This window comes from Gordonia sp. X0973 (assembly GCF_013348785.1).
In the GTDB taxonomy this organism is placed as follows: Bacteria; Actinomycetota; Actinomycetes; order Mycobacteriales; family Mycobacteriaceae; genus Gordonia.
Genome location: NZ_CP054691.1, coordinates 3,180,028 through 3,202,389 on the forward strand (window position 1 = coordinate 3,180,028; position 22,362 = coordinate 3,202,389).

The 22,362-nt window shown below is 69.3% G+C and carries 23 protein-coding genes; 14 read left to right on the plus strand and 9 right to left on the minus strand.

All coding sequences use genetic code 11. The features are described from left to right. The first annotated feature begins 33 nt into the window (after window positions 1-33). Genes HUN08_RS15700 through HUN08_RS15725 form a run of 6 tightly spaced genes read left to right on the plus strand, consistent with a single transcriptional unit; the run spans window position 34 to window position 6,655 of the window. The gene (locus HUN08_RS15700) at window positions 34-813 is read left to right on the plus strand and encodes a hypothetical protein (protein WP_301546762.1); all 780 of its coding nucleotides are present in this window, start codon (window positions 34-36) and stop codon (window positions 811-813) included. Further along, the gene (locus HUN08_RS15705; protein WP_124247044.1) at window positions 810-1,664 is read left to right on the plus strand and encodes an alpha/beta fold hydrolase; all 855 of its coding nucleotides are present in this window, start codon (window positions 810-812) and stop codon (window positions 1,662-1,664) included. The genes HUN08_RS15700 and HUN08_RS15705 overlap by 4 nt, the downstream gene beginning before the upstream one ends. Next, the gene (locus tag HUN08_RS15710; RefSeq protein WP_124247043.1) at window positions 1,661-2,254 is read left to right on the plus strand and encodes a hypothetical protein; all 594 of its coding nucleotides are present in this window, start codon (window positions 1,661-1,663) and stop codon (window positions 2,252-2,254) included. Before HUN08_RS15705 ends, HUN08_RS15710 begins: the two co-directional genes overlap by 4 nt. Then, complete coding sequence (locus HUN08_RS15715; protein ID WP_124247042.1) at window positions 2,251-3,162, plus strand: M23 family metallopeptidase; 912 nt, start codon at window positions 2,251-2,253, stop codon at window positions 3,160-3,162. Before HUN08_RS15710 ends, HUN08_RS15715 begins: the two co-directional genes overlap by 4 nt. After that, window positions 3,159-4,934, plus strand: coding sequence for an ABC transporter ATP-binding protein (locus tag HUN08_RS15720; RefSeq protein ID WP_124247041.1), 1,776 nt, complete (start codon window positions 3,159-3,161; stop codon window positions 4,932-4,934). The genes HUN08_RS15715 and HUN08_RS15720 overlap by 4 nt, the downstream gene beginning before the upstream one ends. Next, window positions 4,931-6,655: an ABC transporter ATP-binding protein gene (locus HUN08_RS15725; RefSeq protein ID WP_124247040.1), complete on the plus strand. Its 1,725-nt coding sequence runs from the start codon at window positions 4,931-4,933 to the stop codon at window positions 6,653-6,655. Before HUN08_RS15720 ends, HUN08_RS15725 begins: the two co-directional genes overlap by 4 nt. A 5-nt stretch (window positions 6,656-6,660) precedes the next feature. Here HUN08_RS15725 and HUN08_RS15730 read toward each other — a convergent pair whose 3' ends face one another. Further along, window positions 6,661-7,794 (minus strand): nitronate monooxygenase family protein, encoded by a 1,134-nt coding sequence (locus HUN08_RS15730; RefSeq protein WP_124247039.1) that lies wholly within the window; start codon window positions 7,792-7,794, stop codon window positions 6,661-6,663. 32 nt (window positions 7,795-7,826) lie between these two features. Continuing rightward, window positions 7,827-9,404 carry an acyl-CoA synthetase gene (locus tag HUN08_RS15735; protein WP_124247038.1) on the minus strand — a complete coding sequence of 526 codons (1,578 nt, stop codon included), beginning with the start codon at window positions 9,402-9,404 and terminating at the stop codon, window positions 7,827-7,829. Between the two features lie 61 nt (window positions 9,405-9,465). On the opposite strand from HUN08_RS15735, the gene HUN08_RS15740 reads away from it, so the two are divergent. Further along, the gene (locus HUN08_RS15740) at window positions 9,466-10,272 is read left to right on the plus strand and encodes a crotonase/enoyl-CoA hydratase family protein (RefSeq protein WP_124247146.1); all 807 of its coding nucleotides are present in this window, start codon (window positions 9,466-9,468) and stop codon (window positions 10,270-10,272) included. Window positions 10,273-10,360: 88 nt separating this feature from the next. On the opposite strand, the gene HUN08_RS15745 is transcribed toward HUN08_RS15740, so the two are convergent. Continuing rightward, window positions 10,361-11,197, minus strand: a complete 837-nt coding sequence (locus HUN08_RS15745) for an SDR family oxidoreductase (RefSeq protein ID WP_124247037.1) — start codon at window positions 11,195-11,197, stop codon at window positions 10,361-10,363. 70 nt (window positions 11,198-11,267) lie between these two features. Between HUN08_RS15745 and HUN08_RS15750 the strand changes: the two genes are divergently transcribed. Then, a complete protein-coding gene (locus tag HUN08_RS15750; RefSeq protein ID WP_124247036.1) occupies window positions 11,268-11,594 on the plus strand; it encodes a DUF4873 domain-containing protein in 327 nt (108 codons plus the stop codon). A 99-nt stretch (window positions 11,595-11,693) separates the two neighbouring features. Here the strand turns inward: HUN08_RS15750 and HUN08_RS15755 are convergent, their stop codons facing one another. Then, on the minus strand, window positions 11,694-12,401 hold the full coding sequence (locus HUN08_RS15755) for a TetR/AcrR family transcriptional regulator (RefSeq protein WP_301546763.1): 708 nt from the start codon (window positions 12,399-12,401) through the stop codon (window positions 11,694-11,696). A 168-nt stretch (window positions 12,402-12,569) separates the two neighbouring features. On the opposite strand from HUN08_RS15755, the gene HUN08_RS15760 reads away from it, so the two are divergent. From HUN08_RS15760 to HUN08_RS15785, 6 genes are all read left to right on the plus strand, one after another. Next, window positions 12,570-13,544 carry a diiron oxygenase gene (locus HUN08_RS15760; RefSeq protein WP_124247034.1) on the plus strand — a complete coding sequence of 325 codons (975 nt, stop codon included), beginning with the start codon at window positions 12,570-12,572 and terminating at the stop codon, window positions 13,542-13,544. Between the two features lie 69 nt (window positions 13,545-13,613). Continuing rightward, window positions 13,614-14,633 carry a diiron oxygenase gene (locus HUN08_RS15765; protein ID WP_124247033.1) on the plus strand — a complete coding sequence of 340 codons (1,020 nt, stop codon included), beginning with the start codon at window positions 13,614-13,616 and terminating at the stop codon, window positions 14,631-14,633. A 5-nt stretch (window positions 14,634-14,638) separates the two neighbouring features. Continuing rightward, window positions 14,639-15,724 carry a ferredoxin--NADP reductase gene (locus HUN08_RS15770; RefSeq protein ID WP_124247032.1) on the plus strand — a complete coding sequence of 362 codons (1,086 nt, stop codon included), beginning with the start codon at window positions 14,639-14,641 and terminating at the stop codon, window positions 15,722-15,724. An 84-nt stretch (window positions 15,725-15,808) separates the two neighbouring features. After that, complete coding sequence (locus tag HUN08_RS15775; RefSeq protein WP_124247031.1) at window positions 15,809-16,819, plus strand: Zn-ribbon domain-containing OB-fold protein; 1,011 nt, start codon at window positions 15,809-15,811, stop codon at window positions 16,817-16,819. Between the two features lie 21 nt (window positions 16,820-16,840). Further along, a complete protein-coding gene (locus HUN08_RS15780) occupies window positions 16,841-17,881 on the plus strand; it encodes a thiolase domain-containing protein (RefSeq protein ID WP_124247030.1) in 1,041 nt (346 codons plus the stop codon). After that, a complete protein-coding gene (locus HUN08_RS15785; protein WP_124247029.1) occupies window positions 17,881-19,056 on the plus strand; it encodes a thiolase domain-containing protein in 1,176 nt (391 codons plus the stop codon). Before HUN08_RS15780 ends, HUN08_RS15785 begins: the two co-directional genes overlap by 1 nt. Window positions 19,057-19,084: 28 nt before the next feature. Here HUN08_RS15785 and HUN08_RS15790 read toward each other — a convergent pair whose 3' ends face one another. From HUN08_RS15790 to HUN08_RS15810, 5 genes are all read right to left on the minus strand, one after another. Next, entirely contained in the window at window positions 19,085-19,789 is a 705-nt protein-coding gene (locus HUN08_RS15790) for an MgtC/SapB family protein (RefSeq protein ID WP_124247145.1), read from the minus strand. A gap of 204 nt (window positions 19,790-19,993) precedes the next feature. Then, window positions 19,994-20,641, minus strand: a complete 648-nt coding sequence (locus HUN08_RS15795; RefSeq protein WP_124247028.1) for a carboxymuconolactone decarboxylase family protein — start codon at window positions 20,639-20,641, stop codon at window positions 19,994-19,996. A 28-nt stretch (window positions 20,642-20,669) separates the two neighbouring features. After that, window positions 20,670-21,296: a hypothetical protein gene (locus HUN08_RS15800; RefSeq protein ID WP_124247027.1), complete on the minus strand. Its 627-nt coding sequence runs from the start codon at window positions 21,294-21,296 to the stop codon at window positions 20,670-20,672. Further along, window positions 21,297-21,785: an RNA polymerase sigma factor gene (locus tag HUN08_RS15805; RefSeq protein WP_124247026.1), complete on the minus strand. Its 489-nt coding sequence runs from the start codon at window positions 21,783-21,785 to the stop codon at window positions 21,297-21,299. A gap of 124 nt (window positions 21,786-21,909) precedes the next feature. After that, entirely contained in the window at window positions 21,910-22,359 is a 450-nt protein-coding gene (locus tag HUN08_RS15810) for a flavodoxin family protein (RefSeq protein ID WP_124247025.1), read from the minus strand. Window positions 22,360-22,362: the final 3 nt, after the last annotated feature.

A 22,362-nucleotide genomic window follows, 5' to 3' on the forward strand; every position in this document is an offset into this window, starting at 1 on the left:
CCCGGCACGGGTCACTACTCCGCGTCACGCACGATGGCTGGCGTGGCGCGGATAGTCGACGGCGCTGCCGGACTCCGAGCCCGCGATGGCTATCGGCGCACCGGCCTTCTCGCCGGTCGTTTCGCCGATAGCCATCCGCGTTTCTCCCAGCGCTGGCCGCGTCTGGCCAAGGCCGTCGACTCGCCGCAGACCGCGGTCGTCGGCGACGCCCTCAAGATCGCCCTGGGCATCGGCATGTGCGCCGCGCGCAACCATCCCCGCCGCCAGGGGCTGCTCGCCGTCACCGACATCGCCGTGGACCGGGTCCTCGTCGCGCGCACCAACCTGGGCCGCGAGGGCTCCGACGACATGATGGACACCCTGTCGGTCATCGCGGCACTCACCGCACTGGAAGCCGACGAGGCCCCGGCCCGCTACCTGACCGCGCTGAACGTCCAACTCACCCTGTCCTACGTCATGGCCGGCGTGGCGAAACTCGCCTCCTACGAGTGGAACAGCGGCGAGGCCATCCGGATGATCATGAGCACCGAATCCTTCGGCGATCCCGGCCTGCACCGGTGGTTCACCGAGCACCGTCGCGCCGGGCAGGCCGTGACGTGGGCCGTTTCGGTGGGCGAGGTGCTCTACCCGGCGATCTACCTGGTCCCCGACCGGCGTCTGGCCCGCACCCTCGCCGCCGCCGGCATGGGCTTCCACCTGGTGGTGGCGGCCAAGATGTCCCTGCCGCAGTTCATCTACGCCTTCGGCGCGGCCTACCCGGCGGTGTTCTGGGCCATCGACCGGCTCGGCGCGCGGCGGGCGGTGGCGAAATGACCTCGTCGGGAACCGACGGCCCCGGTGCCGTCCGCCACTACCTCCTCACGCCGGAGCTCCCCGCCTCCGTCGACACCCTGGTCGTGCTGGACACCGAGATCGGGATGCCGCCGCAGAGCTGGCACTTCCTCGTCGCCGAGCTCGCCGACCGGGGCCTCCCCTGCCTCGTGCGGGTCCGCCCCGGCTATGCCTGGTCCCCCGGTCGGGGTGGGGCGCCGGTCGACGGGGCGCTGAAGCCGATCGTGGCGAACGCCCACCGCGTCGTCGCCGTCGCCCATTCTTTCGCCGGTCTGCTCGCGCTGCGCAGCGCGGCCGGCATCCTCGTCGCCGAGCGCCCGGCCGACACGCTGGTCCTGCTCGACGCGGTGACACCGCAGATGGTGTCCGAGGTCAGGCAGAACCGGATGGCCCTGGGAAACATCCGCAGGTCGTTCGGGATCACCACCTTCTCGACCGCGCTCGGACTCGGCCCGCTCTCGAACCTGATCCACCAGCCCTCCCGGTGGTATCCGCCGCAGGTCCAGCGCGGCTACCGGAGATTCCGGAACGACCCGCGCAACGCGCTGGCCGCCCAACGAGAGTTCAACCGCGTCATCGCCGACGACGCCGCGTCGGCCCCGTTTCACCCTCCCGCCCACACGGTGCTCGTCCACTCCGAACTGGGCCTCCCCAACGCCGAGGGATACGCGGCCTACCAGCAGCAGATGGCCCGGGACCTCGGCTTGCCCGAATCGGCGATCGTCGCCGTCGCCGGGGTGGCGCAGAAACGCTTCCTCACGTCGCCGAGCGCGATCAGCGGTCTCGTCGAAACCATCCAGCACGGCCCGGCGATCCTCGGAGGGCGGCAGTGAACCCCAGGATCAAACTGGTGCCCCGAGCGGTGCTGTGGGCGTGGATCGCCGGCACCGCCGTCTACACCATGCCCGGCGATCAGACGAAGGTCTACCGGCTGTTCGGCAAGGCCGGCATCCCGGTGCCCAACTGGAAGTTCTTCGCACCGGTGCCGGCCACGACCGATCTCGTCATCGTCTACCGCGACCTCGACGCCGACGGCGGTGGCCAAACCCCGTGGAAGACCGTCGCGATGAACCGTGCGCGCGGGATCGGGACCTTCTGGCCGCCACCGAACCGCGACCGCAAGGCGTACTCCGATCTCACCCAGGAGATGCGCCGCGCCTACTCCGAACACGACAACGACCAGGCCGTGATCCGGGCCCTGCCCGCCTACCGGCAACTCGCCGCCTACGTGTGCGGCCTGCCGCGGCTGTCGGAGACCGCGGCCCGGCGCGAGTTCATGGTCGTCGAGGCCCACACGAGCATCGACTCCCCCACGATCGTGCCCCTCATCGTTTCCGAGGTCTTTGACTTGCCTGCCGAATCACCGGCGGCATCGCTTCACCCCCATCCGCAGATCACTAGAACGGAGCCAGCTTCCCGATGATCGGAAAACTCCTGGGCGAATTCCCCCGGCCGCGCACGATCGCCTTGGTCGGCATCGCGCCGTGGGCCCTCCTCTCCGTCCTGTGGATCTACCGCACCTGGACCAGGACCTCCTACGACGACTGGTTCGTCTTCACCACATTCGGGGTGGGGGTGATCCTGGCCCTCGCCGCGCTGTCCAATCCCCCGGTGTGGATCTTCGGCACCCGGGTGGTCCTCGCGCTGCGCTGCCTCGTCATCGCGGCCATCGTCGCGTCGGCCATCCGCTTCCGGTCGGCCGCCGACGCGTCGGCCCTTTCCGACGAGATCGTGGTCGTCGCCGTCGTCGCCCTCCTCGTCGCGGCGATCTGGCTGGTCACCCGAGCATCCGGGCGGGCCCGGATCGATCTGCACAAGCCGGTCGACGGCGATCTGATCGTCACCCAGGGCGGCCGCTTCGGCAACCACCACAAGGTCTCGGCCACCCAGCGGTGGGCGGCCGACATCCTGGCCCTGGGAACCGACGGTCGTCGGGCGCCGGCGATCGCGGCCACCCACGCCGAGGAGTACGTGATCTTCGGCCTCGACGTGCACGCGCCCTGCGACGGCGTCGTCGCGGAGTGTGCCGACGGACGGCCCGACAACACCGATCTGAACACCCCGCCGACGTTCAGCGACGCCTACGGGAACTTCGTGGCGATCGCCACCGACGAGAACGTGCGGGTCGTCCTCGCCCACCTGCAGGACGGCTCGATCGCCGTACGCGAGGGCGACCGCGTCACCGTCGGCCAGGTGGTCGGGCGGAGCGGCAATTCGGGACGGACCACCGAACCGCATCTGCACCTGCATTGCGAGTCCGACGGCGTCGGCGTGCCCTTCACCATCGACGGCCACAAGCTCTACCGCGGCGCGCGGCTGCGTCGACGGTGAGCCGCGGGCGCTCGGAGGTCGGCCGCCGGAATTTCTACCTCGTCGACCTGGTGCGGCTCTGCCTCAGTCGGCGGCTGCTGCTGATCGCCGCGGCGATCGTCCTCGCGCAGTCCGCCTCCATCGCATTCGAGCTGCTCCTGCCCGTCCTCTACGGCCGGCTGATCGACGGCGGTCTGCTCACCGGCAACGCGTCGCACGCCATGCGGATCGGCGCGTGGATGCTGGCGGCGGTCGCCGCGCAGGCCGTCGTCTCCTATGGCGCCGTGCGACTCGTCGCGCAGGCGTCGATCATGGTCGGCACGACGTTGCGCCGCCGCCTGGTACACGGCGTCGTCGCCGGTGCCGGCGAGCGCGCCGGCCTCGAAGCGGGCGGGATCGTCACCCGCGCGTCGCGCGACGTGATGGGAGTCCAGGCGCTGTTCTCCAATGCGCTCGGATCCTGGTACACGGCGGCCGCCCTGAGTGTCTTCGGCCTGGTCACCCTGTTTCTCGTCGCGCCGCGATCGGCGCCGCTCGCGACCTGTTTCACCGTGCTCTTCGGCGTGGTCGGCTACGTCCTGGCGCGGCGGATGGCCCCGCACATCCGCACCATCCTGCGGGTTTCCGACCGGGTGAACACCGCCTTCTCCGACCGGATCCGCGGGCGCGAGTCGCTGCGGGCACTGCCTCGCTTCACCTCGGTCGTCGACCCGTTCAGCGGGCCGAACAAAAAGCTGCGCGACGAGGAACTCGGTCTGGGATCGATCCTCGCGCTGATCACCCCGTCGTCCACGGTCATCACGACCGCCGGGGCGATCACCGTCATCGCCACCGGTGCGGCCGCCGTCCAGGCGGGAAGCCTCCAGATCGGCGAGCTGTCCGCGTCGATCACGATCTTCCTCCAAGTCCTGTTCGGCGTCTCGTCGCTCCTCGCCAGCCTCATGTCGCTGCCGATCCACCTGGCCAGTGCCGAGCGGGTACACGCGGTGGTCCACGGGGCCGACGGCGACGCCCCTGCGCCGGTCACCGCACCCGACGGACGCGAATATCTGCTCCGCGTCGAAGACCTGCACGTCACCGACCCCGCCACCGGGCGGCGCGTTCTGGACCTCGACGAGCTGGACATCGCCGCGGGCAGTCGCGTCGGCATCGCCGGGCCGATGGGATCGGGGAAATCGGTGCTGGCCAGACTGCTCGCCGGGCTCGCCGTTCCGGAGGACGGGCGGGTGGTGTTGATCGACACCTCCACCGGCGCCGCCGTCTCGCCGCTGGGCGTCTGCGGCTACCTGGCCCAGGAGCCCTATCTGACGACCGGCACCATCCGTTCCAACCTGTACCCCGCGAAGACGAGTGGGCACGGCGACGACAATGCGATCGCGGCGCTGCAAGCGGCATCCATCGACGCCCTGGTACTCCGACGCGGCCTCGACGCACCGGTCTCCGGTGGCGGCGCCGAGTTCTCCGGCGGTGAGCGCCAGCGCCTGGCCCTCGCCGCGGCCCTGCACCAATCGCGCGGGTTGGTCGTCCTCGACGATCCCGTCTCCGCGGTCGACCCGGCGACGCGCACCCGGATCACCGATGCCCTCTTCGACGACGAGACCGAAGGTCGGCGTCCCGGAACCCTCGTCGTCGCGACGACCGATCCCCGCATCCTCTCCCGCTGCGACGTCGTGGTCTACCTGGATGCCGGATCGGCCGCCGACGTCGGGACCCACCGGGAGTTACGGGACCGCCACGACGCCTACCGGATCCTGGTCGACTCGTACTCCGACGAGGAGGTCTCGCCCCGATGACCACCCCGACCACCCGCGCGGCCGGCGCCCCGGATTCCCCGGTCCACGACTCGAGCGGCACGCTGCGCCGGCTGATCGCGCTGACCCGGGGAAGCATCCGCGGATTCCGGTGGCGACTGGCGCTGGTGATCGTGCTCTCGGTGCTGCTCGTCGGCCCGGCGATGGTGACGCCCTATCTGCTGGGCGCGGCCACCGACGCGGTGATCGCACGCGTATCCGGGGCGGCCGGCGGGAGATCGCTCGCGTCGGTACTGGCCGCGGTGGGACTCGTCGCGATCATGGCCGCGATCATGGGTTTCACCCGCGACCGCGTCCTGTTCCGGCTCATCGAGGACTGGAACCGGGCCGTGCGCGCCAGGTTGATGGACATCTTCAACCGCAGTCCGGCGAGCCTCGAGGAGATCCCGCCGGGGGATCTGCTGGCCCGCTGCGTCACCGACCTGGACACCCTCACCAACACCGCGACGCAGTCGCTCTCGTCGGCGGCGACGGCCGTCGTCTCGATCGTCGGATCGCTGGTCATGATGGCGTGGTTCGACCCGTGGTTCCCGCTCCTGGCCGTCGCGACCTTGGCGGCGACCGCCCTCGTCGGCCAGTTGCTGGCCCGGCGGGCGCGGCCACATTTCGAGCAGCAGATGCGCGAATACGGCGGGCTGACCGGCATCGTGCTGGACGCCTACCGGGGTCGCGACTCCTATCGGACCGGCCACAATTCCGCTGGTCTGCTCGCCGCGCTCGACACCGTCGACCGGCGGTTGTCCGCCAGCGCGTTCCACTCCGCCCGCCTCTCCGGTGCCGTCGGCCCGACGGCCGCGGTCCTGGACAGCATCGGCTTCGTCGCCATCGTCGTGCTCGGCGCCTTCCGGATCGCCTCCGGCTCGCTGTCCGTCGGGCAGGTGCAGGCCTCCATCCAGTACTTCCGCCAGGCGACCGGCCCGGTCGGCAAGCTGACCGACCTGCTCTACTCGATGCAGCAGGCGATGACCTCGGCCCGTCGGGTACTGGCGGTCCTGGCGCTCGACGACGCGGCGGCCCGGCGTCGCGACGTGCAGGCGACACCCCCGCCCGAGCCGGGGCCGCTGGCCGTCTCCGTCGAGAACGTCTCCTTCGCCTACGACGACAGCACAGTGCTGGACGGACTGTCGCTGCACCTTCCGGCGGGATCGCACGCCACGCTCACCGGCCCGTCCGGCGCGGGTAAGAGCACCGTGGTGAACCTGCTCCACGGCCGCCTCCGGCCCGCCGCGGGCACCATCCGCCTGGGTGACCGCGTCCTCGCCGACATCCCCCGCGACCAACTCGTCGAGATGGTCGCGGTCGTGCCGCAGGACCCGTGGATCTTCACCGGGACGATCACCGAGAACATCGCCTGCATGCGCGCGTCGATCCCGGTGGACCGCGTCCACGAGGTCGGCGGCCTATGCGGCCTCGACACCTATCTCGCCGCCCTGCCCGACGGCTACGACACCGTCATCTCGGCGGACGGCCGCGAGCTCTCGGGCAGCGCGCGGCGACTGGTGGGCATCGCCCGCGCGTTGGCGGGCCATCCCGGACTGGTGCTGATGGACGAACCGACGGCCGGGATGGACCCGGCTTCGGCCGCGGAGATCGAGACCCTGATCGCGGACGGCTTCGAGGGCATCACGGTGCTGGTCATCTCCCACCGGGCGTCGACGATTGCCGCCCTGGCACGCACCATCACGCTCGGCGAGGCGCACTAGGCGGATCAGCGCGCGATCGTCGCGTTCATGCGGGCGACGGACGCGTCGTATTCCTCGACGAGTCCGGCGATCAGATCGGCCACCGGGGTGATCGCGTTGCACCGCCCGACGATCTGCCCGGCGGGCATCGCGATGACGTCGGGATCGTCGGCCGCCGAGATACGCGCATGCGCCTCCCCGACGAGGAGGTTCTGCAGCGGCATCGGCAGCGGATCGGGGGCGTTCGCCGCATCCCAGGCGTCGGTCCATTTCGTCTTGAGCAGCCGCGCCGGTTTGCCGGAGTAGATGCGGCGACGGACGGTGTCGCGCGAGGTCGCCTTCAGCAGCGCCTGCTGCACGGTCGACGGTCCGTCACCGGTCGCACCCAGTTTGTATTCGTCTGCGGTGAGCCAATAGGTGCCCATCCACACCCCCTGCGCGCCGAGGGCGATGGCCGCGGCGATCTGGCGTCCGCTGCCCACCCCGCCGGCCGCCAGCACCGGGGCGGTGTCACCCAGCGCGTCGACGATCTCGGGCCACAGCACCATCGAGGTGACCTCGCCGGTGTGCCCGCCCCCCTCGTAGCCCTGGGCGATCACGATGTCGACGCCGGCGTCGACGTGGTGCAGGGCGTGCTCCTTGGCACCGGCGAGCGCGGCGACGGCGACCCCGTTCTCGTGGGCGAGCGCGATCACGTCGTCGGGCGGGGACCCGAGGGCGTTCGCGATCAGTTTGATCTGCCCGTATTTGCGGGCGTGCGCCATCGCGACGTCGACGTGGCTGCGGGCCACCGAGTGCAGCCAGCCCAGGACGCCGGTGTTGATCCGGCTCCCGTCGGGCAGCGGCGGCACGCCGAGGTCGTCCAGGGTGCGCTCGACGAAGGCGCGGTGCTCGGGCGGGATCATCGAATCGAGGTCGACCTTGGAGCCCTCGGTGGGGATCTTCGCCGGCATCACCACGTCGACACCGAAGGGCTTCCCCTCGGTGAGGTCGTGCATCCGCTCGAGCACCTCGTCGAGTTCGGATGCCTCGTTGAACCGCACGCAGCCCAGGACGCCGAGGCCGCCGGCGCGGCTGATCGCGGCCGCCACGTCCTCACTCGGGGTGAAGCCGAAGATGGGGTATTCGATGCCGAATTTCTCGCTGAGCTGGTTCTTCATGGAGGCTCCTGACGTGGTCGGGGTGGCGGTTGTCAATGCGCTTCGTGCGGCGGCGAGTCAGCGGTGACCGATGCGGCCCAGCGGTAGTCGGGCTTGCCCGCCGGCGACCGTCTGATCTCGTCGACGAACCAGAGGCTGCGCGGCACCTTGTATCCGGCGAGTTCGGCGCGCACCACCTCCGACAGCGCGGCCAGCGAGGGACGCGCGCCGTCGCGGGTCGCCACCACGGCGGCGACGCGCTGGCCGAACCGCTCGTCGGGGACGCCGACGACCGAGACGTCGAAGACGTCCGGGTGGGCCTTGAGCGCGGCCTCGACTTCCTCCGGGAACACCTTCTCGCCACCGGTGTTGATCGACACCGAGCCGCGGCCGAGCATCGTGATGGTGCCGTCGGATTCCAGCGTCGCGAAGTCGCCGGGCAGCGAGTAGCGCACCCCGTCGTATTCGACGAAGGTCTTGGCCGATTTCTCCGGATCGTTGTGGTAGCGCAGCGGCACGTGACCGGATCGGGCCAGCACGCCGACTTCCCCGCTGCCGGGTTCGACCGGTGTCCCGTCCTCGCGCAGCACGTGGGTCTCCGGGTCGGCCTTCACCTTCGGCGCACCGACGTGGCTCTCTCCCTTGACGACGACGCTCATCCCGCCGAACCCGGTCTCCGACGAGCCGATGGCGTCGACGACGACCGCGTTGGGGAAGGCGGTCACGTAGCGGTCCTTGACCGACGGGGAGAACAGCGCCGCCGACGAGGCCACCGAGACGAGCGTGGAGGTCTCGTAGTCGCCGGCCTCGTAGGCCTCGATCATCGGGCGGCCCATCGCGTCGCCGGTGATGAACACGACGTTGACGCCGTGGCGCTCGATGGCCCGCCACACCTGCTCGGCGTCGAAGTCGGGGTAGACGACGGCCTTGCCGCCGGCGAACAACGACTGGAAGATCGCCCACTGGGAGCCGCCGTGGATGAACGGCGGGATCGGGAAGCGGACCAGCTGGCCGCCGTCGGCGCCGGCCTTGGCGAGTTGCCACTCGTCGGCCACGGGCTCGCCCGAGTACCAGTCGATGCCGCCGCCGAGGACCCGCCACACGTCCTCCTGGCGCCACACCACGCCCTTCGGCCGCCCGGTGGTGCCGCCGGTGTAGAGCATGTAGAGGTCGTCGTCGCTGCGGGCGGTGAAGTCGCGCTCGCCGGACTGCTCGGCGAGCAAGCCGTCCAAGTCGTCGAGGACGAGGCAGTCGGTGATCGCGGTCTCGGTGTTCTGCAACGTGTTCTCGACGCGGTCGGTGTAGCGCCCCTCGTGGAGGAGCACCTTCATGCCCGAGTCGGCGAAGATATGGGCGAGTTCGGCTTCGACGTAGCGGTAGTTGACGTTCACCATCACCGCGCGGGCCTTGAAGATCGCCAGCATGGCCTCGACGGCCTCGATGGTGTTTCTGCTGTACAGGCCCACCGCATCGCCGGGTTGGACGCCGCGGGAGATCAGCGCGTGCGCGAGTTTGTTGGCGCGCGCCTCGAGCTCGGCGTAGGTGCGCGAACGATCACCCGATTCGAGGGCGATTCGCTCGGGCATGAGGTCGACGGCGTGCTCGAACAGGTCGCCAATCGTGTAGGCCATGCCTAGAAACTAGAACGTGTTACTGTTTTCGGCAAGCGTCTGCGTGCGCGCCCTGCGACCGATGGAGGATCCGATGGCCGACACCACCCCCGATTGCCTCGTCGAGAAGCGCGGCCACATCCTCATCGTCACGATGAACCGGCCCGAGGCGCGCAATGCGCTGTCGGCCGAGATGATGGCGATCATGACGGAGGCGTGGGACACCGTCGACGCCGATCCCGAGATCCGCGTCGCCGTGCTGACCGGTGCCGGCGGCGCCTTCTGCGCCGGGATGGACCTCAAGGCGATGAACGCCAACTCGCCCGGCGACACCGTCGACAGCGGCAGCTGGGACCCCGCACGACTGCCCGCCCTGCTGAAGGGACGACGTCTGACCAAGCCGCTGATCGCCGCCGTCGAGGGCCCGGCCATCGCCGGTGGGACCGAGATCCTGCAGGGCACCGACATCCGCGTGGCGGGGCAGAGCGCGAAGTTCGGGGTCGCCGAGGCCCGGTGGGGCCTCTACCCGCTGGGCGGCAGCGCGGTGCGCCTGCCGCGCCAGATCCCGTACACGATCGCCGCCGACTTGCTCCTGACCGGGCGCCACATCACCGCCGACGAGGCCAAGGAGTACGGCCTGATCGGCTACGTGGTGCCCGACGGCGGTGCGTTGGACAAGGCACTCGAGCTCGCCGAGCTGATCGCCGCCAACGGACCACTCGCGGTGCAGGCGATCCTCAAGACGATGCGCGACTCCGAGGGCATGCACGAGGAAGAGGCCTTCACCGCCGACGGCAAGGTCGGGATCGGCGTCTTCAAATCCGCCGACGCCAAGATCGGCCCCCGCGCCTTCGCCAACAAGGAAAAGCCGGTCTTCACCGGCGAATAGCGCCGACTGGGCACCCCAACCCCGCCGACTGGGCACCCCAAATGCATCGACTGGGCACCCCAACCCCGCCGACTGGGCACCTAACGCTTCAGAGGCGGTCGGCCACTCCACCGATCTTGCCGAGTCGTCCGACGACGTCCTCGTAGCGGCCCCCGACGACGCGCGGCACCGCGTCGAAGAACCGGGCATCCGCGCCGATCAGCACGCGCGGCTTGTTGTGCCTGATCCCGCGAATGATCGCCTTCGCCGCACCGTCGGGGGTGGTCATCGCGATCTTGTCGAACCCCTTCGCCGCCTTGGCGATCTCCTCGGGCGTCTTGCCCGTGCCGCGGGCGTTCGCGGCGATATTGGTCTTGATCCCGCCCGGGTGCACGCAGGTGACGCCGACCTTGTGACCGGAGAGGATCATCTCTTGGCGCAGTGCCTCGGTGAACCCGCGGACGGCGAATTTCGCCGAGTTGTAGGCACTTTGGCTCGGTATGCCCATCAGCCCGAACACCGAGGAGACGTTGGCGATGTGCGCGTCACCGGAGTCGATGAGTTGCGGCAGAAACGCCTTGGTCCCGTGCGCGACGCCCCAGAAGTCGATGTCCATCAACCAGTGGAAGTCCTCCCACGACATCTCCTCGATGGTGGCCGAAAGCGCCACCCCGGCATTGTTGACCAGCACGTTGGCCGGGCCGAAGTCGTCGCGCACCTGCTCCGCGTGGGCGTACACCGCGTCGCGGTCGGCGACGTCCAGGCGGTAGCCGAGGGCCCGGGCACCGAGCTTCTTGCACATCTCGACGGTCTCGGCGAGGCCGGCCTCGTCGACGTCGGAGATGGCGATCGCCATTCCGCGCTCGGCAAGGTTCGTCGCCAACGACCGTCCGATTCCGGAACCGGCACCGGTGATGACCGCCGTCTTTCCCTCGAGATCCTTCATTGCCGCCCCGTCCTGCCGTCCCGTGCGCGATGCGCTGATGGAAGCAAAAGTATGGCATACCATCGGTAGCATGAGCGGCGTCTTCACCCACAGCCCCCACGAGGGATCCGACTACATCGGTGACGCGACGGTGATCGTCCGTGGCACCGAGGTTCCGGTCCAGATCGAGATGCGCGGCTACCGCGAGCCGATCGACGGCGTCTACCGCTGGATCGGCCGGGTGTCGGCGAATCAGCAGCTCAGCGACATCCTCGGCGACGCGCAACGGACCGACATCACCATCCGGACCCACGACGACCCGCGACCCGCCGTCATCGGCGACCCGGACCCGTGGAACCGCTTCCGCGTGATGGGCAAGAGCACACCGCCCTACCCGGTCGAGACCGAACTGGACTGACCCACCCCCAAACCCCGCACTTCACGACAAACCCGACGGGCAGATGCCGCTGGGTTTGTCGAGAAGTGCGGGGTTTGCCGGGCGCGCGCGGGGAGACCGTCAGCTCGCGTAGACGGCGGCGAGGTTCTCCGCGATCGACGCGTCGAAGTCCAGTTCGGCATTGCCGGTCTTCGACGCGGCGACGGCGAGGAGCGCTCGGATATACGGCGCGGTCCGGTCCACGAAACTCTCGACGCTCTCGGTGGGCACGTCGTCGCCGACCCAGCCGTCGGCGGCGAAGACCACGGCCCCCATGATCATCGCCGCGGCGGCGTCGAGTTCGTGGATACCGTCGGACCTCTCCTCGGAGGCCCCCGGCACCAGGGCCGAGAGCACGCTCGAGATGTCGAAGGCCATCGTCCGCGCGGTCTCGATGGCGTGGACGCCGGGCGACGCGGCGCCCGCGTTCGCGCCGGAGAAGTTGAGTTGCAGGAAGCGGAAGACGCGCGGGTGCCTGCTGACGAAGTCGGCGTATCCGGCGATCCCGTCGTGGACCATCTCGCCGAGGGTGCCCGCGGTCAGCTGCGGGCCCATCACGATGCGGTCGGTGAGCGTGTCCATCACCCGGTCGTTGATCGCGTTGACCAACTCCCACTTGTCGGTGAAGAAGCGGTAGAGCGTCGGCTTGGGAATCTTCGCCTCCGCGGCGATCTCGCGCATGCTGACATGCGGGCCCTGGGCGTCGATCGCGCGGATGGCGGCGTCGACGAGCGTCCGTCGCATCTTCTTCCGATGCTCGGCCCAGCGTTCGGTGCGAGCATCCGGCATGACTCCCCCGTTCACCATTCTCGGGCTGCCCGACCGGTCGGCGGCGGACTGGCCGCGACGGGTGAGGCGCTCCCCCAGTATGAATCATCGCGCCCGGATACGTCGAAACCCTGTCACGACCGACCAAGTTAGTCATACTGGCGGTATCCCATACCGGAGGTTGGCGATATGAACACCGAGTTCTACGCACCGACGACCACCGACGGCGCCGCGATCACCCGACGCCGCTCCATCGTCGATCGGCAGGCCACGGCTCAACGGTTCCTCTTCGAGGCGGCCGAGGACGTCTTCGACGGCGACCTCGACATCGACTGGGACGCGCCGCCGGTCGCCGGACGCAGATGGCTGCCCGACCAGATGGTCACCCTCTTCGGCACGCCCTCCTGGTCCGCGATGGAACCGGAGAAGCGCGCCGACCTCGCCCGCCGCGAACTCGTCGACCTGCTGACCGTCGCCGTCTACGCCGAGACCGTCCTCTCGATGCTGACCTTCCGCGACGCCGCCGAGGAACGCGCCTTCGCCGACGACCGGACGCGCTGGCAGCTCAAGTGCATCGACACCCGGGCGCGCAATATCAGCATGTTCGGCCGCTTGATCGACATCACCGATGTCCGGCCATACCTCCGCCCGAAACTCGCCAAACGACTGGAGCGGTACACGCTGCTCCTGCCCGCCGGCGCGACGACGGCGACGGTGAACCTGCTGCTGGAGTCGGCGCTCCAGGGCTTGGCCGAGTTGATCTCCGCCGATCCCGACCTTCAGCCCCACGTCGCGCAGATCATGGAAATCCAGCTGGGCACCGGTCGACGCCACGTGCAGTACGCGCGCGAAGAGCTGACCAGGGTCGTGGCGTCGCGCGGTGCAGCGCGACGGGCCGGCGCCTCGATCGCCGGCGCCGCCGTCGTGTCGCTCATCGGTCGGCTGATGGTCAACCCGGCCGTCTATCGCGACCTCGGGTTGGCGGCACACCTGACGGCGCAGCAGGCGCGAAGCGGTCCGGCGCGCCGACGGCGAATGGATGCGGCCTTTGCCGACGCGGTGCGGTTCGCCGCCGACGCGGGCCTGTTCCGCGACCGGACGAGCAGGGCGATCCTGCGCCGCAACCACCTCGCACCGACCCGGATGACCGATGTTCGATCTTGACTTCACAATTGTGATGCGCGACACTGATACCGGCGGTAGCCGATACCTCTGGTTCAAGAGGGGAGAATCATGACCGTAACGGATTCCACCGCCGCAGAGGCTGCGGGTGGCTCGTCGGGGGTCCCGCGCTTCTACAAGGGAGCGGTCAGCACCACCGACATCAACGTCGGCGATCGACAGAAGACCGCCCAGCGCCTCCTCCGCTCCACGGCCGATCGGTCATATGACGGCGAACTCGACATCGACTGGGATGCCGCCCTCGTCGACGGCGCGCCCTGGGTCCCCTATCACCGCGTGACACTGTTCGGCTCCACGCACTGGGACGGGCTGACCGACGAGCAGAAGCAGCAACTCTCGATGCACGAGGCCGTCGCCGTCCTCTCCTACGGCATCTTCGCCGAGATCGGCCTCTCGCTGAACCTGATGCGCAGCGTGTTGCGCAATCCCGGTTTCGTCGACGACCACATCCGCTACGCACTGGCCGAAGTGGCCGAGGAGACCCGCCATTCGACGATGTTCGGGCGGCTGATCAACAAGTCCGGCCTTCGCCCGTACCGGCGACCGAAGGCGGTCATGAAGATCCTGCGCCTGGTCGGGTTCGTCCCGATGGGCCCGTCGGCCTATGCGGGCACTCTGCTGATCGAAGAGGTGCTCGACCGACTGCAGCGCGAGGGGATGATGGACGAGACGGTCCAGCCCCACTTCCGCCAGCTGATGAAGATCCACGTCCTGGAAGAGGCCCGCCACATCACCTACGCCCGCGAGGAAATGGTGCGCTCCATCGCCGCGCGCGGACCGATCTCCAACGCCGCCCACCGGCTCGCATTCGCGCTCATGGTGAATTTCGTGCAGGAGGAGATCATCCACCCGAACGTCTACAAGTCGGTCGGGATGCGCCCCATGAAGGGAATGCTCGCGGCCCGACGCTCCCCCCAACACAGCGCGACCGCGCAGTTCATGGCCGGGCCGCTGCTGGACTTCGCCTACGACGCCGGGATGATCAAGGGCGCCGTCACCACCCGGCTCTATCGGATGACCGGCGCGCTCTCACCCGAGCTGCGCGCCAAGATCGAGGCCGACCGCCGCTGAGCCCCATGACAATCGAACCGACGGTGGCCACCGACGAGGGCGCCACGCCCCGCCCACCCGTCAGCCACGCCCATGACCTCCGCGTCGTCGAGGTCGTCGCCGAGACCGCCGACGCCATGTCGATCGTGTTCGACGTGCCCGAGTCCGCGACCGCGGCGTTCCGCTATCTCCCCGGCCAATTCCTGACGATCGACATCCCCACCGACCGGGCCGGCGGTGCGGCGCGCAGTTACTCGCTGTCGAGTTCACCGCATTTCGAGACCGACCTCGTCATCACCGTGAAACGCACCGTCGGCGGCTACGCGTCGAATTGGCTGTGCGACAACATCCGCCCCGGTTCGACCCTGCGGGTGCTCACCCCGGCCGGTCGGTTCACCCCGCCCTCGCTCGATGACGACGTGCTGTTGATCGGCGCGGGCAGCGGGATCACGCCGTTGATGTCGATCGCGAAGTCGGTGCTGATCGGCGGCACCGGCACCGTCTACCTGCTGTATGCGAACCGCGACCGGGCGTCGACGATCTTCGGCCGGGAGCTGACCGCGATGGCCGCCGAATTCCCCACGCGGTTCGCGGTCGAGCACTGGTTCGCCGACGAGCGCGGACTCCCGACCGTCGACGGCCTCGCCGCGGCGGTCGCCCCCTTCGCCTCCTATGACGCCTTCCTATGCGGACCGGCACCCTTCATGGCGGCTGCGAGCAGCGCCCTGACCCGGGTCGACGTGCCGCCGTCGCATATCCACGTCGAGAAGTATCGATCGCTCGACGGCAACCCCTTCGCCGGCGCGGTCATCGTCCCGACGGCCGACGGGGAGACGAGTGCGCACGCGACGGTCGCCATCGACGGGCAACTCGTCGAACTGGAGTGGCCGCGGCAGACCAAGCTCCTCGACCTCCTGCTGGCGAACGGCTACGACGCCCCGTACTCCTGCCGCGAGGGCGAATGCAGTTCCTGCGCGTGCACGGTGCGGCGCGGCGAGGTGCGGATGCTGCGGAACGAGACCCTCGTCGACGCGGATCTACGGGCGGGACTGACGCTGGCCTGCCAGGCGGTACCGATCTCCGATGAGGTCGACATCGCGTTTGACCAGTAACTTCTAGAACACGTTCTGCCCGGTCGACATCTCGCTTCAGCACGTCCTTGCGCGGCAATATTAGAACGTGTTCTAGTAGAGGTTGTGAGTACATCGCCGATCACCAGCCCCGTCGCGGAGGTGCCCGAACCCACCACGACGATCCTGTCCGCGCCGCTGTCCAACAGCTTCGACTACACCCGTTCGCTCGGGTCGGTGCTGTCGCCCTTCGCCCTCGCGCTGCGCGAGGGGCGCATCCTCGGCTCGAAGGGCAGCGACGGCCGCGTCAGCGTCCCGCCGGTCGAATTCGACCCGACGACCGGCGCCCCGACGACCGAACTCGTCGAGGTCGCGACCGTCGGCACCGTCACCGCGTGGTCGTGGGAGCCCGATCCCCAACCCGCCCACCCGCTGGACAAGCCGTTCGCGTGGGCGCTGATCAAACTCGACGGCGCCGACACCGCCCTGATGCACGTCATCGACGCCGACTCCCCGTCGCAGCTGTCCACCGGCGCCCGCGTCGCCGCCGTGTGGCGGCCCGCCCGCACCGGCGTCGTCACCGACATCGCCCACTTCACACTTGCCGACGCCGGGCACCCGGCAACGGCGAACACCGCCGACGTCGAGACCCCCGCCGACGGCAACGTCGTCATCACCACCCCGTACGCGGCGACCATCGAGCACGCGGCCACCGAAGAGGAGTCCTGGTACCTCGAGGGCCTCAAGAACGGCAAGCTGCTCGGCGGCCGGGTCGCCACCGGCGAGGTGTACTTCCCGCCGCGGCAGGCCAGCCCGGCCGACGGCTCGCGCACCGCCGAGCGCGTCGAGGTCTCCGACCACGGCACCGTCACGACCTTCTGCATCGTCAACGTCCCGTTCCTCGGCCAGCAGATCAAGCCGCCCTATGTCGCGGCCTACGTGCTGCTCGACGGTTCGGACATCCCGTTCCTGCACCTGATCCTGGACTGCCCCGCCGAAGACGTCCGCATGGGTATGCGCGTCAAGGCGGTGTGGCGGCCGCAGGAGGAATGGGGCCACACGCTGCGCAACATCAGCCACTTCGCGCCCAGCGGCGAGCCCGACGCCGACTTCGCGTCGTACCGAGACCACCTGTAGGCGAGAAGGAGACCCACCCCCATGAGCAGTCCTGACCTGCCTCGCATCGCGGTTGTCGGCTTCGCCCACAGCCGCAACGTCGCACACACCACCGGCACCACCAACGGCGTCGAGATGCTGATCCCCTGCTTCGACAAGCTCTACTCCGAACTCGGCATCACCCGCTCCGACATCGACTTCTGGTGCAGCGGATCATCGGATTACCTTGCCGGACGGGCATTCTCGTTCATCTCGGCCATCGACTCGATCGGCGCGGTGCCGCCGATCAACGAGTCGCACGTCGAGATGGACGGCGCCTGGGCCCTCTACGAGGGGTGGGTGAAGATTGCCACCGGCGAAGTCGACACCGCCCTGGCCTACGGCTTCGGCAAGGCGTCGGCGGGCAACAGCGATCTGACGCTGGCACTGCAAACCGACCCGTACACCGTCGCGCCGCTGTGGCCCAGCGCCTACGGTCTGGCCGGGCTGCAGGCCCGCGCCGGACTCGACGCCGGCACCTGGACCGAGGCCGACATGGCCGGCGTCGCGTCGCGGTTCACCGGCAAGCCCGTCGACGAGCTGCTCGCCGCCGACTACGTCGCCGACCCGCTGCGCGCCCACGACATCGCGCCCTACGCCGACTCGGCCGCCGCGGTCATCCTCGCCACCGAGGAACGGGCCCGCGAACTCGTCGAGAATCCGGCCTTCATCACCGGCTGGGACCACCGGATCGACTCCCCGAACTTCGGCGACCGCGATCTGACCGTCTCACCGTCGACGAAACTGGCCGGCGACACCGCTTTCGGCGACCGGCCGCGCGACGTCGACGTGGCCGAGATCCACGCGCCCTACACCCACCAGGAGCTGATCGTCCGCTCCGCGCTGGGCCTGCCGGATACGACGCGGATCAATCCCTCCGGCGGGGTGATGGGCGGCAACGCCCTGTTCTCCGCGGGGCTGCAGCGGATCGGCTACGCGGCGCACTCGATCCTGACCGGCGACGCGCAGACCGCACTCGCCCACGCGACGAGCGGACCGCTGCTGCAACAGAACATGGTCGTCACGCTGGAAGGGAATTCCTAATGGGCCGCAATCGGGCCGCGGTGCTGGGCACCGGGCAGACGAAGTACGTCGCCAAACGCCACGACGTCACGATGGCCGGCATGTGCCGCGAGGCGATCGACGCCGCGTTGATCGACGCGGGCGTGAGCATCGACGACATCGACGCGATCGTGATCGGCAAGGCCCCCGACCTGTTCGAGGGCGCGATGATGCCGGAACTCGCGATGGCGCAGGCACTCGGCGCCGTCGGCAAACGGCTGATCCGCGTCCACACGGCCGGCTCGGTGGGGGCGTCGACCGCCATCGTCGCGTCGTCGCTGGTGTCGTCCGGGGTGCACCGTCGCGTGCTCGCCGTCGCCTGGGAGAAGCAGTCGGAGTCGAACGCCATGTGGGCGCTGTCGATCCCGGTGCCCTTCACCATGCCGGTGGGTGCCGGCGCGGGCGGCTACTTCGCCCCGCACGTGCGCGCCTACATCCACAACTCGAAGGCACCCGAACACATCGGTGCGATGGTGGCGACCAAGGACCGTCGCAACGGCGCCAAGAACCCGCTGGCCCACCTGCACCAGCCGGACATCACCGTGGAGAAGGTGATGGCCAGCCAAATGCTCTGGGACCCGATCCGTTTCGACGAGACCTGCCCGTCGTCGGATGGCGCGTGTGCCGTGGTGATCGGCGACGAGAAGGCCGCCGACGACGCCGTCGCACAGGGTCACCCGGTCGCGTGGATCCATGCGACGGCGATGCGCACCGAGCCGCTTGCCTACGCGCATCGCAACGTCGTGAGCCCGCAGGCCGGGCGCGACGCCTCCGCCGCGCTCTGGAAGGCCGCCGGGATCACCAACCCGCTCGAGGAGGTCGACGCCGCGGAGATCTACGTGCCGTTCTCCTGGTTCGAACCGATGTGGCTGGAGAACCTCGGCTTCATGCCGGAGAACGAGGGGTGGAAGCTGACCGAGGCCGGGGAGACCGAGATCGGCGGCAAACTGCCGGTCAACGCCTCCGGCGGCGTGCTCTCGTCGAACCCGATCGGCGCGTCGGGCATGATCCGCTGCGCCGAAGCAGCCATCCAGATCATGGGGAAGGCCGGCGACCACCAGGTCGACGGAGCCCGCAAGGCCTTCGGGCACGCCTACGGCGGCGGTTCCCAGTACTTCTCCATGTGGCTCCTCGGGGCGGACAAGCCGCAGCTCTGACACCGCTGTCACAGGCTGACACCGCTGGTCACAGGTCGGGACCGACCTCGGTATCGATCGCGTTCCACCGCACCGCGGTGACCGAGGGGTCCATGCTCAGCTGGCTGATGGCCGACTCGAGTGCGCTGTCGTCGCGACCGTCGGCGGTCAGGGTCGCGCGCACCTCCACCCGGCCGTCGGTGGTGTTGCTCGAGCCCACCGACTGCACGTGGAAGACCGTGCGGGTGAGTGCTTGGACCAGCATCACCCGGACGTGTGCCTCGTTCTCGTCGCGCGTGGCGGCGACGAACTCGTAGCGCGTCGGGGCCTCGTCGCCGGTGGTGGGCGCCTTGTCCACGACGTATCCCACCGAGCGCAGCGCGGTGTTCACGCAGATCACGACCACCGTGCCGATTGCCGCCGGAATGTACATGCCCGAACCGGCGAGTGCGCCGACGGCGGCCGAGCACCACAGCGTGGCCGCCGTGTTGAGTCCGCGCACGGTCAGCCCGTCGCGCAGGATGACGCCGCCGCCGAGGAAGCCGATCCCCGACACGATTTGCGCGGCGACGCGCGTCGGGTCGCCGCCGGCGAACCCGTAGGCGGAGAGCACGACGAACAGAGCCGAGCCCACCGACACGAGTGCGTTGGTGCGGAGCCCGGCCATCCGGGCCCGATACTGCCGCTCAAGTCCGATGAGTGTGCCGAAGCCGACGCCGGCCGCGATCCGCAGCACGATGTCGAGGATGGTGATGTTGGTGTTGACGCTCACGGCGCGCCTCCCTTGCCTGAGAAGCCCACGGGCCGCCGCACCGCGCACGGCACGGCGACACGTTGGGGATGAACTGAGCGCAGCGAAAAGCGCGCCGGTTATCGGCGCGACAGCAGATTCACCGCGATGAAAGCTGATGCGGCTCAGCGGGCTCCGGAGATGATGCGGAGACCGCCGAGCATCGGACTATCGCCGTTCGGCATGTGCATCACCTCCTGCAGGTCGATCCCCAGGATGGCACGGGCCAACCGGGTCGGCAACTCGAGACGGCACCGTCGGAAGGGCTACGACGCGCGGCGCTCCGGCAACGCAGGCCTGGCCGTCGGACATCCCGGTGGCGCGGACGCCGAGCGCCTGGTTCAACCGGGCGCGCTGGTTCTCCCAGGCGACCTCGGCGGCCAGCTCGGCGACCTGCCCCTTGGTGAAGTGCGTCAACAGCTCGTCGCGGATCGCGGTCAATTCCTCGCCGACGGCCGGCGTCGCGGTCATCGCCTCGGCGAAGGAGAGCACCAGCTTCTCCAGCTCGGTGTACGCGTCGCTGTCGGCGTAGACCGGCAGGTCGCGCAACTGCTGCTCGGTGATGCCCCCGTAGCGGGCCAGCGCCGAACCGATGTCGAGGCAGAACTCGCAACTGACCATCCCGGCCGACTTGAGCAGCGCCAGCTCCTTGTAGTGCGGATCGAGGCGGTTGGAGAACATCAGCGACATCTCGTACCAGGCCGTGGCGAGCAGGATCAGCGGCCGCCGGATCAGCCACGCGTAGAGATCGACGCGATTCCGCTTCGACGACGAGAAGGCTCTCACGTAGCCCCAGAGCCGGTGGATTGCGCGCATGATGACCTCCTGGTTGCGCCGTTCGGCGTTACTCCCCTGCTTCGGGCCGTCGACGCCGACTGTAACGCCACGCGACGACGAATGTGACCAGCAACACAATCGCGGCCAGCCCCTCCGCCGCGTGCAATCCGGCGCCCCACACCCACACGTTCACCTCGCGGAGCCCGTGGACGCCGAGCACGACGCCCAGCGGCACCCCGGCCGCGACGGCGAGCACCACCCATTGCCGGTCTAGTGACGCGACCAGTGCGACGAGTCCGACGGCGATCAGCGCGAATCCGCCCTCGGTCATCGAATGCGGCGAATACGGCTCGCCGATATTCGACGCGATCCAGCGGCCCGACGTCAGGTTGGTGATCCCCTGGAAGGCCAGTAGCGCACCGAGCACCGCGGCCGCGATCCGCGGCCACCGCCAGGCACGCGCCTGCTCCGCGCGGGCGCGTCGTCGCGCCGCGGCCGATGCCCGGCGACGGACCGGTGGCGCCGGCGTCAGTTTGGCGGCGACCCGTTCGGTCACCACGGTCGGCGGGGTCAGGGTGAAGGCATCGGTGAGCCAGGCCAGCGCCGGATCGGTGCGATCACCGGCCAGCGCGTCGTCGATGGCGACGTCCAGCGCATCGGCCGCCGCTTGCCCACCGTCGAAGGTCTCCGTCACTCACACCACCTCCTTCCGCAACTTGCCCACCGCCCGGTAGACGAGCATCCGGGCGGCCGGTGCCGAGATACCCAGGGCCGCACCGATTTCCGGCGACGAGAGGCGGGCCCCGAAGCGCAACGCCACCGCGTCGCGCTCCCGGGTGGTCAGCACGGCCAGGTGCGCGCGGACCTCGTCGTCGGCGAGTCGGCGCAACGTCGCGCTCTCCGGGTCGTCCTCGGTGGCCGGCCGGTCGTCGGCGACGGCCTCCACCGGGATCTCACGCCCGGATCGCCGCCACCAATCCGCGACGCCGTGCCGCGCGATGCCGGTGAGCCACGCCCCGACGGTTCCGTGTGCGGGGTCGTAGCGCTCCCACGATTTCATCGCCGCCACGAACACCTCGCTGATCACGTCCTCCGCGTCGGCGTCGCAGGGCACGCGCACGCGCACGTACCGCCACAGGGGCGTCACGTGCTCGCGGTAAATGCCCTCGAATCCACCGTCCATCCATCACCCCTTCGCGCGGAACGGCGAAACTGTAACGCGCGGAGTTCCCACAATCGTCCGAATCCTGGGGTGCCGAGGGCATATTGCCCTCGGCAGCCGCCAACTCGGACGATTGTGGGAGTTCTCATTTGAGAGCAGCGGCAAATGACTCGGCTCGGTCCAGGTCGGCGTCGAGCGGATGGTCTTTCTTGGCCCCGCCGAACCAGCCGAAGGGTGGCGACGTGTCGTAACCCCGGCACAGGAACTCGCCCGCGACGGTGAGCCCGGCCGCTTCCAATCGCTTCTGCAGCGGTTTCGTCGTCAGCGGCGGGAATCCGCTGGTGCCGAAGACGAAGGCGCGACCGGACAGACCAAGCGGCGGAAGATCCTCGACAAAGCCGCGCAGGCGCTCGTGGAACCGCTGGTAGAAGATGCCGGACCCGAATCCGACCAGGTCGTAGTCGGCGAGGTCGGCGACGGTGACCTCTTCGGGTTCGACGATTCGAGCGTCGAGGATCCCGGCCATCGCGTCGGCGACCCTGCGGGTGTTCCCGTGCGAAACGGATACACAGATCAGCAGCGCATTGGTGCTCACTTC

Coding starts and splice junctions, on each gene's coding strand:
- HUN08_RS15700 (WP_301546762.1), top strand. CDS start 34: ATGGCTGGCGTGGCGCGGATAGTCGACGGCGCTGCCGGACTCCGAGCC.
- HUN08_RS15705 (WP_124247044.1), top strand. CDS start 810: ATGACCTCGTCGGGAACCGACGGCCCCGGTGCCGTCCGCCACTACCTC.
- HUN08_RS15715 (WP_124247042.1), top strand. CDS start 2,251: ATGATCGGAAAACTCCTGGGCGAATTCCCCCGGCCGCGCACGATCGCC.
- HUN08_RS15725 (WP_124247040.1), top strand. CDS start 4,931: ATGACCACCCCGACCACCCGCGCGGCCGGCGCCCCGGATTCCCCGGTC.
- HUN08_RS15730 (WP_124247039.1), bottom strand. CDS start 7,794: ATGAAGAACCAGCTCAGCGAGAAATTCGGCATCGAATACCCCATCTTC.
- HUN08_RS15735 (WP_124247038.1), bottom strand. CDS start 9,404: ATGGCCTACACGATTGGCGACCTGTTCGAGCACGCCGTCGACCTCATG.
- HUN08_RS15740 (WP_124247146.1), top strand. CDS start 9,466: ATGGAGGATCCGATGGCCGACACCACCCCCGATTGCCTCGTCGAGAAG.
- HUN08_RS15745 (WP_124247037.1), bottom strand. CDS start 11,197: ATGAAGGATCTCGAGGGAAAGACGGCGGTCATCACCGGTGCCGGTTCC.
- HUN08_RS15750 (WP_124247036.1), top strand. CDS start 11,268: ATGAGCGGCGTCTTCACCCACAGCCCCCACGAGGGATCCGACTACATC.
- HUN08_RS15755 (WP_301546763.1), bottom strand. CDS start 12,401: ATGCCGGATGCTCGCACCGAACGCTGGGCCGAGCATCGGAAGAAGATG.
- HUN08_RS15760 (WP_124247034.1), top strand. CDS start 12,570: ATGAACACCGAGTTCTACGCACCGACGACCACCGACGGCGCCGCGATC.
- HUN08_RS15765 (WP_124247033.1), top strand. CDS start 13,614: ATGACCGTAACGGATTCCACCGCCGCAGAGGCTGCGGGTGGCTCGTCG.
- HUN08_RS15770 (WP_124247032.1), top strand. CDS start 14,639: ATGACAATCGAACCGACGGTGGCCACCGACGAGGGCGCCACGCCCCGC.
- HUN08_RS15780 (WP_124247030.1), top strand. CDS start 16,841: ATGAGCAGTCCTGACCTGCCTCGCATCGCGGTTGTCGGCTTCGCCCAC.
- HUN08_RS15785 (WP_124247029.1), top strand. CDS start 17,881: ATGGGCCGCAATCGGGCCGCGGTGCTGGGCACCGGGCAGACGAAGTAC.
- HUN08_RS15795 (WP_124247028.1), bottom strand. CDS start 20,641: ATGCGCGCAATCCACCGGCTCTGGGGCTACGTGAGAGCCTTCTCGTCG.
- HUN08_RS15805 (WP_124247026.1), bottom strand. CDS start 21,785: ATGGACGGTGGATTCGAGGGCATTTACCGCGAGCACGTGACGCCCCTG.